This window comes from uncultured Streptococcus sp., assembly GCF_963525625.1.
GTDB lineage: Bacteria > Bacillota > Bacilli > Lactobacillales > Streptococcaceae > Streptococcus.
Genome location: NZ_CAURLD010000016.1, coordinates 1 through 13455, shown reverse-complemented (window position 1 = coordinate 13455; position 13455 = coordinate 1). Strand labels below are relative to the sequence as shown.

Here is a 13455-nt window from a genome sequence, read left to right as displayed (position 1 = left end):
CTCCTATTCTTGTGTCGTTTCAAAAATACTATCCAAGAGGGTACGGTTACGTACTTCAATCTCTTCGATTGTACAGCCGTGTTCCTGCAGGACTTGCCAAACTTGACCAGCATCTCTGGTAGCAAAAGATAAAGCCTTTTGCTTGATTTCTATATCAGTCACATTATCCAGCTTTTCAAGCACAGACTGATAAGTCAGTGGCAAGGTAAAGTGTTTTTCCTGCTCCTCACTGCGCATAGCATAAGGCGTTGTATCGCGAATCAACTCGCCCTTGTGCAGCACCAAAATCCGGTCTGCCGTATGCTCAACTTCTTCGATATAGTGAGAGGAGTAAACAATGGTCACTCCCTGCTGCTTGAGCTGATTAACAATTTCCCAGAAATGCTGACGAGTAGAGGTGTCCATAGCTGAAGTTGGTTCGTCCAAGAACAGAATCTTAGGACGGCCAATCAGACTCAGAACAAAAGAGAAGAGACGCTTTTGTCCACCAGACAGCTTGCTGGCCAACTGATTCTTTTGCTTGTCTGTAAATTGCAGCAAGTCATCAATTTCTTGATTGGACAAACTATTTGGATAAATAGCTTGGAAGAACGCCAAGAGTTCCTTGACCTTCAAATCCTCCACCACTGTATTTTCCTGTGGTAAAATCGCTACAGACTGCTTGAGATGATTGTCAGTTGGTTTGAGCCCCTGAATCCTTGCTTCACCAGCTGTCAGAAACTTATCGCCCAACAAACAATCCATGAGAGTCGTTTTACCTGCTCCGTTGGGGCCAATCAAGGCCACACAGTCACCTTGGGAGATTTCAAACGAAATATCCTTTAAAATCTCTTTACCATGAATGCTTTTTGAAAGCTTCTTTACTTCAATCAGTTCCATTTTACTCCTCCTTTGATTCGATAAAGCGCATGTGCATCTTTCCTTTATTTTTCCAAAGCCGGAAGAAGAATAAAGACCAAATGCTTTTTGAATTCTTACAGCAACCTTTTATCATTTTGTTAACTATATTATAAGGCAAAGAAATTTTTCCTACTAGTTGATTTTGTCACCAGCTGACATGACAAATGTCACTATTCCGCTTTTAGAGCACAAAGCCAGCAAATATTGGAATAATCTGTCTATCTCCCTTCTGCATGAAGACACAAAAAAAGCCGGCCCCCTCGTTGAGAGGAACCGACTAGTTGTATGTCTGTTGCAATTTAGATAGAAACTGGAATTAAAGCAGCCTAATCTAAAAAATTTTTCAATAAACTAGCTACTCAATCTGTAAGATGAGGCGACCAACGCTTTTAAACTTTAGCTCTGTACCTCTTCTTTGAGACCATTGAGCTTCAGACTCAGAATAAACATCTCAGGTGTAATATCCTTAATATCCTTCAGTCCAAAACCTTGGAAGAAACTGTTCTTTTCCACCTCTTCGACATTGACCTTTTGCAAATCAATTTCAATCAAGGTCTGCAATTTCTTCTCTGCTGTAACTGAATAATCAATATTGACACCTTCCAGACTCTTAGCTGCTACATAGTTTGAATCAGACTGCATTCCTTCACGAATGATAGTCGTCATCTCCTCTGGAGTCAAAGTAGCTGATGCCGCACTAGCTTCTTCTGGCAAGGAAGTGAGCAATTCCATACGAAGATTCAAGATTTTCTTGCCCTGATAGGTAATTGTATCACGATGATGGATTCCTTCAATGTCTCCAACCAAGGTTTTAGAGACAATCTCTGTACTTTCAGAAGAAGAACTGGATGACTTGCTAGAGCTGGAGCTAGAGCTGGATTTAGTCCGCCTAGAAGAAGCTGCTGATTCAGAAGAATGTCTAGGACGATGCTTGCTGAAGCTAGGAAGCACACAGCCCGTCAAGAGTACCGAAGCAGAAATAACAAGAATGAAAAATTTTTTCATAGTTCACCTTTTTTTACTTTTTATTTGTTACAGTATAACATAATACCAGTTTCTTGTCTAAGTATTTTCTACAAAATGACAAAAGGCAACCTTTCGATTGCCTTTTTATACTATTCAACACTAAAAATATATGGATAAACCGGCTGACTGCCCTGATGAATTTCTACTTCGACATCCTCGAATTGTTCCATCAAATCTTGAGCAAGACTGCTAGCCAACTCTTCGCTGCCGTCTTCACCGATATAGATAGAGACAATCTCGCTGTCTTCATTGAGCATCTTGCTGAACGTTTCTTTCAAAGCTGTCAGCATATCTGGATTAGAAACAACAATCTTGCCATCCACCATACCGAGGTTGTCATTCTCATGAATTTCCAAGCCATCAATCGTCGTATCACGAACCGCAGTCGTCACGCTGCCGCTGACTACTTCTGCCAAGGCTGCAGTCATACGCTCTTGGTTTTCCTCAATAGTCTTGCTGCCATCAAAAGCTAGGAGACTGGTCAAACCTTGAGGGATCGTGCGAGTCTCAATAACAGCTGCAGGCTGTTCAATCACTTCTGCTGCTGATTGGGCTGCCATGAAGATGTTTTTATTGTTTGGCAAGATAATAATATTACGAGCATTGACTTGCTCCACAGCTTTGATGAAGTCTTCTGTTGATGGGTTCATAGTTTGACCGCCAGAGATGATATAGTCAACTCCCTGAGCCTTAAAGATTTCAGCCAGACCATCACCAGCCACTACAGCAATAATCGCAAATTCTTTTTCTTGAGCCGGCTTAGCTGAGCGCTCTTCCTTTTCAACCTGTGCTTCGTGCTGGTTGCGCATATTGTCAACCTTGACCTTGACCAAACTACCATACTTGAGACCTTCCTGCATAACCAGTCCTGGATCTTCGGTATGGACATGGACTTTGACGATTTCATCATCGTTGACTACCAACAGGGAATCTCCCAAATCATTGAGGTAGTTGCGAAATTCATCATAATCAAAGTCTTTTACATAGGTTGGACCTGTCTTGAGAGCCACCATGATTTCTGTACAGTAGCCGTAAGTGATGTCCTCTGTTGCCACATGGCCAGCTACAGACTTATGATGCTCAGCATTGATCATCTCAGACATGGTCGCAGGTGTCGCCACAAAGTCCTCAGATGCGATATATTCGCCTGTAAGTGCAGACAAGAAGCCTTCGTAGATAAAGACCAACCCTTGACCGCCAGAGTCCACAACGCCGACTTCTTTCAGAACCGGCAGCATATCCGGTGTCTTAGCCAAAGCAGCCTTTGCTCCTTCAAGAGCTGCTTTCATAACTTCTACAGCATCATTAGTGACTTCAGCTTTCTTCTTGGCTCCGATAGCCGCACCGCGGGAAACAGTCAAAATCGTTCCCTCAACCGGCTTCATAACTGCCTTGTAAGCCACTTCTACACCAGACTGAAAGGCCAGAGCTAGATCTTCACCAGTCAGCTCTTCATGCTCTTTCACACTTTGAGAAAAACCGCGGAAAAGCTGGGAAGTGATAACTCCTGAGTTACCACGCGCGCCCATCAAAAGGCCTTTCGCAAAGATACCCGCCGCTTCGCCAACTGTTGAAGCAGACTTATCTGACACTTCCTTGGCACCATTTTCAATGGTCATGCCCATGTTGGTCCCTGTATCGCCATCTGGAACCGGGAAGACATTCAAAGAGTTTACATATTCAGCCTGTTTATTTAAGCGAGTAGATGCCGCCTGCACCATTTCTTGAAATAAACTAGTAGTAATATTTGCCACGATTATTCTCCTACGACTTTAATATTTTGGATATAAACATTCACTGCATGGGCAGTAATTCCGAGCTTGTTTTCCAAACTGAATTTAACACGCTCTTGGATGTTTTTGGAAACTTCGCTGATTTTGACTCCATAGCTTAACACAGTGTAGACATCAACTGCGATATCACCTTCATCAGTCGCTTTCACAACCACGCCCTTAGCATAGTTTTCTTTTCCTAAAAGGGCTTGAAAATTATCCTTGATTGCATTTTTGCTGGCCATGCCAACTACACCAAAAATTTCAGTCGCTGCACCGCCGACGATTGTCGCAATCACATCATCAGTCAGCTCAATTTGACCATCTTTTGTATTAATTTTCACAGTCATAATTTGTACCTCAAAAGTATTTTATAGTTTATTCTACCATATTTTATACAGGGTGTAAAAGAGGAAGGGTCTAAATCAACTGTCTAGGCGGAAATTTACAAGCAAAAAAGGACGGAAAATTTCCATCCTTTTAAATAAAAATTAAACGCGTTCAACTTTACCTGATTTAAGGGCACGAGCTGAAGCCCAAACTTTTTTAGGTTTACCGTCAATCAAAACAGTAACTTTTTGAAGATTTGGTTTAACAGCGCGTTTTGTTTGGTTCATCGCGTGAGAGCGGTTGTTTCCTGATACAGTCTTACGACCAGTAAAGTAACATACTTTAGCCATTATCGTGTTTCCTCCTATTAGATCTAATATTACGGATGTGCTAGCACCACATACCTTCCTATATTACCAAAAAACTTGACGTTTGACAAGTACATTTGTCCAAAGTTTCGAAATTAATCCGTTTTCCTAAACATAGCTAATCTTCAAAGAACCGAAAGCTACGTTGCCTTTGACATAGAGAGTTTTTCTCTTTTCATTGACATTGCGGGGATTGTAGACAGAGCCAAAGGCATTATCTACATCCAGCTCTACACGCCAGTCGCTGGGCACATAAAGCATCACACTGCCAAAAGACAGATCCACTTCAAAAGTTGCTGAGTCCCCTTCGATAGTCGCATTATCAAAATAAACCGATGCACTGCCAAAAGCACAGTCTAACTTTTCATAGGTGAAGTTATCTGAGTTGATATAGCGCGTGCCGCTGCCAAAAGCAATATCATCTTTTGAGGAAGAAGAGGCAGTTGAGAAGATACGCCCCTTAAAAATGCGCCGGGGCTTGAAAATCATATTGAGACCGATGCAAGCCAGAATACCACCCAAAACCAAGGTTCCTGTTGAAATAGCTAAAAAGTGGTAAACGGCATTGGCAATAATCAGCGCAATAACTGCCATGATCAGCCCAGTGCCAAAGTCTCTTTCTAAGAAATTTTCCAAGGCGAAATAGGCAAACATTGCAACTACTAGCATGGGCCAAATATTAAAATTGAAGGCAGGAATCCCAAAATTCCCCTGCAGCAGAACCCAAGCTGCCAAGACTAAAAAGCCGATTCCAAAAATTGTTTTTTTCATGAAAATTACCTCGTTTCGTTTAACTTTTCTTTTAAAATTTGATAGTAGTGTCGGGAAACGTGCACTTGTTTATGTGTGTCATAAAATTGGATAGTACTGGTTCCCGAAAATGATTTATCCAAAGCGTAAATAGCCTTGGCATTGGCAATAGTAGACTTTGAAATGCGACAGAAATATGCCGGAAGTCTCTCTTCTAATTCGTATAGCTTCAATTTGACTTCATAAGCATCATCCCTGCTATGAGCATAAATTTTGGTAGCATCCGTTTCAAAAAATAAAATATTCTTCAAATCGACAAAATATTCACTTGTATCCTTATAGAAAGCTATCGGTTGACGGTTGGCTTGTTCAAGAGCTGCTTGAATCCGAGCCACCTCTTCACCATATTGAGCCGTTCGGATAACGACTTCAGTTTCTGCCATATCTGTATCAAGCTCAATCCTAATCTTCATAGCCACTCCTTTCCTTGCTTCTGACTTCATTATAACAATTTTCAAAAAAGAAACAAGGCATTTTCAGTAAGTGGTTATTTTTGATAACTAAGTGGTAGCTTACCCTTCTCAAAAAATGTTAAGCAAATTTGATTTCTCATCCTAGACTCTCCAATAGATTCGTTTAGTATAAAAGCACGACTTACACATATTGAATATCTGTCTTATTTTATGATCAAACAAATTTGAAAACTTTTTTCCTTCTGATATAATAGTACCTCAGGAGGTACTATATGTCTAAACAAAAAATTAATCGCTTTGTCGGATCTATTGGAGCTTTTATTGGGATCCTTGTCTTTATTGCATATATTCCACAAATTATCGCTAACTTACAAGGAGAAAAAGCTCAACCATTCCAACCACTATTCGCAGCAGTTTCTTGTTTAATTTGGGTAATCTATGGTTGGACCAAAGAACCTAAAAAAGACTGGATCCTTATCATTCCCAATGCGGCAGGAGTGATATTAGGCGGTCTAACTTTTCTTACTTCTTTATAAGAATTAGATAAACAAAACCAGCAACCCATGAAAAAGTTGCTGGTTTTCTTTCTGCCGATTGCAGGGATCGAACCTGTGACCTACGCGTTACGAGTGCGTTGCTCTACCAACTGAGCTAAATCGGCGTCTTTTCCCCTTTATTTTAGCATCTTGAGTTTTTTTGTCAAGTTAGAATTTCACAATTTCTTAACCCAAATCAAACAAGGGTTGCTTTTATCCCAAAGTTCAGGAAAAATTTCTAACTTTTTAAAGCCCTGAGCCTGATAAAAAGCGTTAGTTCTGTCATAGGTAGGATAATAACCTGGTGCTACCGTTTTTACTTGCAGATAGGATGCTTTTTGACGAGCAGATTTTTCTAAAACTTCTAGAAGTTGACTACCAATTCCCGCTCTATGATAGAATTTCTTAACAGCTAAGCAGTCAATCTCTGCACAATCTTCACTAGAATAAGATAAGCTTACAAAGCCAGCCAATTTACTCTCCTGATAAGCAACCCAAACTTGTAAATCCCTAGCTCCTTCAATGTAAGCTTGTGTACTTTCAGGTATTCCAAACCATTCTGGTAGATCCTTTAAAACTTCACTGACTGCTATCATCTTTTGTTTTTCTTCCTTCACTTCTTCAATCGCTACCATCTTTAAATCCTTTCATGTTTTAAGCTTTAGGACTAAACATATTTTCCATCTTACGAACCCGCACTTTCGTAGGCATCCAATCCCCTATCCCAGAGTTTGAGCGAAATGAAAAAGAAAACAAGGGAAATCAGAATCAAACCACCAATGTTAAAGAGCCCATTTTTGTCCTGCAAGAAATAGCTAGCAGGATAGTAGGCTGTAAAAGCAAAAGGAACGATAAAACTAATCAACCAACGAAGGAGCGAATTGTAAATGGAAATCGGGTACTTGGCAAAATCATTAAACATATAGAAAATGTAAATCATAGCACCTGACTGCTTGGTCCAAAAAGCGATACTGGCTGTCGCGATTTTCAAAGAAGTATAAATCAGGGTCGCAAAAGGAATGCAGACTAGGAAAAGCAAGAACTTGGGAATAGTCCAAGTAATGCTAGAGAACGTTGTCGCTAGTAAAATTCCACCGACCAAGAGCTCACCCAAGGCATCAATCTGAAAAGTCTCGACTAGGATGTGAAAGAGAGGATTGATAGGACGAGTCAGATACTTGTCAAACTCTCCCTTTCTCACCAATCGTTGCCCCAGTGCCCAGAGATTGTCAAAAAAGAGATGGTCCAGTCCCTTGGGAATCAAGGAAAAACCATAGATAAAGGCAATCTCTTGAAAGGTCCAGCCTTCTAGCGAGGGGATGTGTTGAAAGATGACATTGAGAAACAAGAGGTTCAAGCCTTGGGTCAGGAAGACACCTAAAACACCAACCACAAAATCAACCTTGTATTCCATGATTTGCTTGATGTACTGTCTGATAAAAATCAGATGCATGCGTTGATATTTTTTCATACTAACCTCCCTGAATGGTGATGAATGACTGGACTCGTTTCCAAATCAACTGAGACAAGCCCACCATCACTAAGAGCCAGAAAAACTGTAGCAAAAGCGCTTGATGAATCTGACTGGCATCGTATTTCCCAACGATAATCATAACCGGAGTGTAAATCAAGGATGAAAAAGGCAAAAAGGAAAGAATATTTGAAACAATTTTAGGAAAGAAAGCCAAGGGAATCAAACTCCCCGACATAAAGGCCACTATAGAAGTCTTGAGTAGATTAGAACCCCATAGATTTTTAAATACAAAGGCTGAAAATCCAAAGCAGATATTAAAGAAAAAGTTAATCAGATAGGCCAGCGTTAAGCTAAAAAGATAAAGGACAGTTAATCCCAGCACTTCTACAATCCCTTGCCCAGATAAGATTTTCATCAAAACAATGACACTTAAAAATGGAAGGCCAACGCTGATAAAAATCAACCACTTGGAACCAAGCTCGGTAAAGAGGTAAGAAGCCGCAAAATGCACTGGTCTCAACAAACGCATGATAATGGAACCATCCTTGACCTCCTCCCCGATCATAAAGGAGGAATCGGATCTAGTCAGAAGATTGGTCACAAAACTCATGATGATGTAGAGGGTGATATCTGCCATACTAAAGCCCTGAATCAAAGACTCTTGCGAAGAATCAAAGACAGCCTTCCAGAGATAAAAGGCCACAAAAGCCCCCATGACATCGCCAATCCGATAGAGAATAAAGTTGACTCGATAGGTGATCAACTCCTGAATCCCTGCATTGATAAAGGGTTTATAACGTCTCCACAATTTGACCATCTTAGAGCTCCTTTCGGTAGAAGCGACGGATAATATCCTCAATATCCGTATCCACCATCTTCAAATCGCGAATCTTAAAATCAGACAGGGTTTGCTTGATAATATCTGCCGTCTGGTAGCGGGAACTATCGTATTGAATGTTGAGGCTATTTCCTTGTCTATCAATAGTCATATCAGGTAATCCTGCATAGTGAGAGACAAGATGACTTTGACCTGGTAACAGTTCAAAGGAAAGAGTCTTCATCTTGCCAAAGGTTTCCTTGAGCTGACTCACCGTTCCATCAAAAATCTCCTGCCCCTTGTCAATCATAAAAATCCGATTACAGAGTTGCTCAATATCACTCAGGTCATGAGTGGTCAAGAGAATAGTTGTTTCTTCCTCCTGATTGATTTGGGTAATGGCCCGACGAATATTATCCTTGACCGAAACGTCCAGCCCAATGGTCGGCTCATCTAAAAAGAGAACCTTGGGATTGTGGAGCAAGGAAGCCGCAATATCCGCCCGCATCCGTTGACCAAGTGAAAGAGTCCGCACGGGATCTTTGATAAATTCCTTCAAATCCAAGACTTCATTCAAAAAGTCCATGCGCTTATGGAAAAGCGAGTCTGGCACATCATAAATTTCCTTCAAGACTGTATAGGTCTCTTGCAGTGCCAAATCCCACCATAGCTGGGTTCGTTGTCCGAAGACCACTCCAATATCCTTGACATAGTCTTGACGATTATCCTGCGGAATTTTGCCGTTGATTCGACAAAAACCAGATGTCGGTTTCAGAATTCCTGTCAGCATTTTGATGGTTGTCGACTTCCCAGCACCGTTGGCCCCGATAAAGCCTAAAATCTGCCCTTTTGGAACCTCAAAGGTTAAATCCTTGACCGCTTCAAAGGTCTGCTTTTCAGGATGAATAAAGGAGCGCAAAGCCCCCTTCAATCCCGGTTCCTTGACAGCCTTCACAAAATTTTTCTGAAGATGCTCTACTTCTATCATTGCCATACGTTTCTCAATATCCCATCATTCAATTCATGTTACAGATCATTTCCCTACTTAACTCAGGAAAATAGAATCTTATCTCCTCACTATACTACCACTTTTACTTTCAAACGAACATAGGTAATTTAAAAATAATTATCATATTTTGTCACACACCAAAAAAACCCACCTTTACAGGCAGGTTTCTGTTTTGTATTGTTCAGCTAGATTAAGCTTTACCTTCTCATTTCAATTCTTTAGCCAAGATACTCATGTTTTCTTCTAGATTCTCTAGGTAGTTTTTATCATTTTGAGGATCTGCTTCCAAAGGATTGAGAGTTTTTAGCCTGACACCTGTTGACTTTACGAGCGTTTCTGCCACTTTCGACGATGCATTACTTTCGGTAAAAATCGTCTTAACTTTATAGGTTTTCACAAATTCTTGAATTTCAGTAAGCTGCCTTGCATTTGGCTCTTGTTCAGGAGAAATCCCTGCAATACCTAGCTGCTGCAAACCAAACCGCTTTGCTAAATACGAGAACGCAGTATGTTGAGTGACGAAAGTCTTTTGCTTAGCCTTTTCAAAGATTGGTTGGTATTTTTTGGTCAATTCTTGAGCTTTAGCAATGAATTTCTTAGCATTTTTTTGATATATTTCCTTATGTTCTTTATCGAGTTCAGATAGCTTATCCGCAATAATCTGCGCTTCTTCACCAGCTTTTTCAGGATCTAGCCATGTATGAGGATCGTAGAGAGTTTTTTCATCGATTCCTTCGCCAGCTTCCACGTCTTCCAAACCCGGTACACGCTCCAAGGTCATTCCTTCGGATGCTTCCAGCACTTTCACCTTAGATTTTTGCAAATTTGGATCTAGGCTCCCCGCCCATGACTCTAAGGTATGTGAATGATAGACAAAAACATCCGCATCATAGATAGACGCTATATCATTAGCTGATGGTTCAAAAGAATGGATCCCTGTACTAGATTGAATCATGCGAACATCATTCAAATCACCAGATACTTCTTTAACCATGGCATAAACCGGATAAAAACTGGTCACAATCTTCAAACCTTTAGCTTGTTGTTCTTCTTTCTGAGTACACGCTCCCAGCATCAGAGCTAGTATACTCAGCGTTATTAATACTGCAGTTCTTTTCTTCATATTAACTCCAAAATTGTTGGTTCATCTTTTATTTATCAATAAAACATTCATATCTAAAAACAGATAAAAATCAAGGTGTTGTTTCTGTATTAGTAGCAGGTGTTGAAACAGCTGATTTCAACAAGGTTAACAGTTTTTCTACTTCTGCCATGATGTTATTATTATCCATAGTCCCTAAATTAAGATTATTTCGCAATCCTGTTAAGGTCTCAGTTGCATTGGATTTCAAACTTGGATCCGTCGTCTTTTCAAGTAAGTCTTCCGCCTCTTGCAACTTAGCTTCTACTTTAGCAGTTTCAACTTGAGGTACTTCTGGCTCAGTTGGTGTTTCCTCTTCAACTTCTTTTTGAGGTTTCTCTGGGCTAACAGCATCCTCCTTGTCATCTTTTTTACCTAAAACATGATCACTTGCATTCCCCCATCCATCGCTAGACTGTGGTCGCTCATCTGGATGTTCAACATAATACTTGATAGTTGCAAATAAATCCTCTAATGTATAGCCATTAGGAGCTCGGTAAGTCTTATCATCGAACCAAGCAAATTTGATGTTGTGGTAGTGATCCTTATGAGGGATAATCAGATTACCATTTTTTACTGCTACAGTATGCTCAACATTGTAAGGCAGACGAACGAGCGGTATCCGTTTCTCTCCTTGAACACGTTCGTAGATAGCAGACGCACTTTCTCCACTTGGATTGGCTTTGGAATCATCTGTTGGTGCAGGTGGAAGCAGACCTTTTTCTTTAGTATAGGTCTGAGCAGCTGCTTTTTCTTTAGCTGAAAGACTATCTTTTCCTATCCAGTGACTGTGTCCCATATGAGGGGTTACATAAGCATCTCCTTCGTCGCTGATAATATCGCGCGCATCAAAGATATATCCATCAGATGTCGTATATTTGTCAGCTAGCTGGGCTACTCGAACTTCGGTTTCAGTATACTCAATCTGTGAATTTGCTTTGCCTAGACGTTCTGGATGATTGATAGGCGCAAGAAATGCTAATAAGTCATCAATTAATTGCACCTTATCACTTGTTTCATCATTCAAACGCTTCACTAAATCATCCAAGGCTTGAAAATCTGACAAACGTCCCTTATTTTCTAGCAATTGCTGATGGGTCTGAGTCAGAAGACCATATACCTTATCATAAAACTCTTGATCTTTCGGTTCAACTGATTCTTTCTTAGCTTGCAGGACATGAGGTATGCTTTTCTGCTTCGCCAATTTATTTTCAATCGCTGTAATAATCTCTTTAGGCAAGTCTTTAGCTAAAAGATAGCGGGACACTCCTTTATCCTCTAGCACATAACCGTCAGCTATTTTCCTAACAACCTGCTGGATTAAATCCTTATCCAATGAATCCGCATGTTCCAAATTTAACTTTGGAGGAAGAATCGGTTTTAAAGCTGGTTGAGATGGAGTTAGTATCGGAGTTGGTATAGGTCTATAAGGTGTCAATCCTAACATAGGTTTATTAGGCTGACTTATAAGAGGAATTGTCCGAGCAAGCTTTTCTTCCAATGCCGACATTTGTGTATAAGGAATAAAGTGATAATGATTACCATGTGGCACTGCTACTCCATTTTGTGTTCGACTAGTAATTTGTGCTGGATCAAAGATCAAGCCATCTGATTCAACATGACGCTGACTAAGTGGAAGATTATAAAGTTGCTGAAGGAGACCCTTAACATCTTCTCCTTGACTCGGTTGATAGTTGTTTGAAATTTGAGTAAAAGTAGGTTGTGTCTGTATCCAGCCACCGTTTCCATTATTATACGAACGGCTGACTACAGTACTAGCTACTTTTCCTCTACCTGATAGGTAAGCTTGAGCTGCAGCTAGCTCACTAGGCGACAAATCACTCTTTGGGATATAGTGAAAATGATTACCATGAGGTACGATATAGGCATCTCCCGTATCCTCAATAATGTCTGAAGCATTAAAAACATAGCCATCATCTGTTGTATAACGGCCTTGAGCTCTAGCTGCTGCTACTTCATTGCTTATTTTCGTAACATTATGACCATGTTCCTGCTTTTGACGATTAATCTCTTCCTTACTGCGAATATTATCCGCACGAGCTATATCTTTCAGATAAACATAATATTGCCCATTAACCTTGATAACATATCCACCCTTGACTTCATTGACAATATCCTCAGTCCTAAGTTGATAGTTGGGATCTTTCATCAAAAGATCTTCGCTGAAAATAGCATCATATGGAACTTTCCCATTATAATAATGATAGTGATCACCATGAGAAGTGACATAACCCTGATCAGTAATCTTGATAACAATCTGCTCCGCGTTAATCCCCTCTTTTTTGCTTACTTCGTCAGGCGTTAACTCCTCAGACTTTTGAACAGCTTGCTTACCATCAATATAGCTAACTCGATTGGATTTTTTAATCGAACTGTTTGCCTGATAATAACCTAGCTGATGAGCAAAAAGACCCACAGTAGCAATGACAACAATTCCTGTTAAGTATTTCTTATTTTTTTCCATTGAATATCACTTTCTTTTTTGATTATACAGAATTCGCTAAAACTTATCACAATTTACAATTAACTCATAATATACCCCCAAAGAAATCATCTAAATATTTTTTCTATAAAATATAGCAGAAACTCAATTTTTAACAACTTATTAAACTCATTAACTAGTTAATTAACTGGTTAATATTTTACTCCTCATCATCTAGTCTGTCAAGATTTTTTTATTAGATTGTAAGAAAAATATTATTTGTTCTTTATTTGTCCAATTGTCATAATACAAAAAAAGCTTATCCTTTCGGATAAACTTTTTTAAAAATATATCAAGCTTCTTAAGCTTTACCTTCTGAACCGAATACGTCGATACGTTCTTCAACTGATGCTTGG

14 protein-coding genes and 1 tRNA gene are annotated in these 13455 nt (G+C 39.9%); 1 reads left to right on the top strand and 14 read right to left on the bottom strand.

What is annotated here, in order from left to right; all coding sequences use genetic code 11:
* Positions 1-3: 3 nt before the first annotated feature.
* The 7 genes from RYK49_RS08830 to RYK49_RS08800 all read right to left on the bottom strand — a co-directional run bounded on the left by RYK49_RS08830 (position 4) and on the right by RYK49_RS08800 (position 5619).
* A complete protein-coding gene (locus RYK49_RS08830; protein ID WP_314448495.1) occupies positions 4-879 on the bottom strand; it encodes an ABC transporter ATP-binding protein in 876 nt (291 codons plus the stop codon).
* 417 nt (positions 880-1296) lie between these two features.
* Positions 1297-1905, bottom strand: coding sequence for an SP0191 family lipoprotein (locus tag RYK49_RS08825; RefSeq protein ID WP_002911751.1), 609 nt, complete (start codon positions 1903-1905; stop codon positions 1297-1299).
* Positions 1906-2015: 110 nt separating this feature from the next.
* A complete protein-coding gene (locus tag RYK49_RS08820) occupies positions 2016-3680 on the bottom strand; it encodes a DAK2 domain-containing protein (RefSeq protein ID WP_002917709.1) in 1665 nt (554 codons plus the stop codon).
* Positions 3681-3682: 2 nt separating this feature from the next.
* Positions 3683-4048: an Asp23/Gls24 family envelope stress response protein gene (locus RYK49_RS08815; RefSeq protein WP_002893676.1), complete on the bottom strand. Its 366-nt coding sequence runs from the start codon at positions 4046-4048 to the stop codon at positions 3683-3685.
* A gap of 141 nt (positions 4049-4189) precedes the next feature.
* Positions 4190-4378, bottom strand: coding sequence for a 50S ribosomal protein L28 (rpmB, locus tag RYK49_RS08810; RefSeq protein WP_001140948.1), 189 nt, complete (start codon positions 4376-4378; stop codon positions 4190-4192).
* 126 nt (positions 4379-4504) lie between these two features.
* Positions 4505-5167: a LiaF transmembrane domain-containing protein gene (locus RYK49_RS08805; protein WP_002905297.1), complete on the bottom strand. Its 663-nt coding sequence runs from the start codon at positions 5165-5167 to the stop codon at positions 4505-4507.
* Between the two features lie 5 nt (positions 5168-5172).
* Positions 5173-5619 (bottom strand): LytTR family DNA-binding domain-containing protein, encoded by a 447-nt coding sequence (locus RYK49_RS08800; protein ID WP_023917202.1) that lies wholly within the window; start codon positions 5617-5619, stop codon positions 5173-5175.
* Between the two features lie 272 nt (positions 5620-5891).
* On the opposite strand from RYK49_RS08800, the gene RYK49_RS08795 reads away from it, so the two are divergent.
* Positions 5892-6155, top strand: a complete 264-nt coding sequence (locus RYK49_RS08795) for a SemiSWEET family transporter (RefSeq protein ID WP_002902394.1) — start codon at positions 5892-5894, stop codon at positions 6153-6155.
* 52 nt (positions 6156-6207) lie between these two features.
* On the opposite strand, the gene RYK49_RS08790 is transcribed toward RYK49_RS08795, so the two are convergent.
* The 7 genes from RYK49_RS08790 to RYK49_RS08760 form a co-directional block, all read right to left on the bottom strand.
* A tRNA-Thr gene (locus tag RYK49_RS08790) sits at positions 6208-6280 on the bottom strand.
* Between the two features lie 51 nt (positions 6281-6331).
* Complete coding sequence (locus RYK49_RS08785) at positions 6332-6790, bottom strand: GNAT family N-acetyltransferase (RefSeq protein WP_002902392.1); 459 nt, start codon at positions 6788-6790, stop codon at positions 6332-6334.
* 50 nt (positions 6791-6840) lie between these two features.
* Positions 6841-7626: an ABC transporter permease gene (locus RYK49_RS08780; RefSeq protein ID WP_002905302.1), complete on the bottom strand. Its 786-nt coding sequence runs from the start codon at positions 7624-7626 to the stop codon at positions 6841-6843.
* A 1-nt stretch (position 7627) separates the two neighbouring features.
* A complete protein-coding gene (locus RYK49_RS08775; protein WP_314448507.1) occupies positions 7628-8446 on the bottom strand; it encodes an ABC-2 family transporter protein in 819 nt (272 codons plus the stop codon).
* Position 8447: 1 nt separating this feature from the next.
* Entirely contained in the window at positions 8448-9440 is a 993-nt protein-coding gene (locus RYK49_RS08770; RefSeq protein ID WP_314865469.1) for an ATP-binding cassette domain-containing protein, read from the bottom strand.
* Positions 9441-9660: 220 nt separating this feature from the next.
* Positions 9661-10578 carry a metal ABC transporter solute-binding protein, Zn/Mn family gene (locus RYK49_RS08765; RefSeq protein ID WP_002905305.1) on the bottom strand — a complete coding sequence of 306 codons (918 nt, stop codon included), beginning with the start codon at positions 10576-10578 and terminating at the stop codon, positions 9661-9663.
* A 70-nt stretch (positions 10579-10648) separates the two neighbouring features.
* On the bottom strand, positions 10649-13081 hold the full coding sequence (locus RYK49_RS08760) for a pneumococcal-type histidine triad protein (RefSeq protein WP_314831280.1): 2433 nt from the start codon (positions 13079-13081) through the stop codon (positions 10649-10651).
* Positions 13082-13455 lie beyond the last annotated feature (374 nt).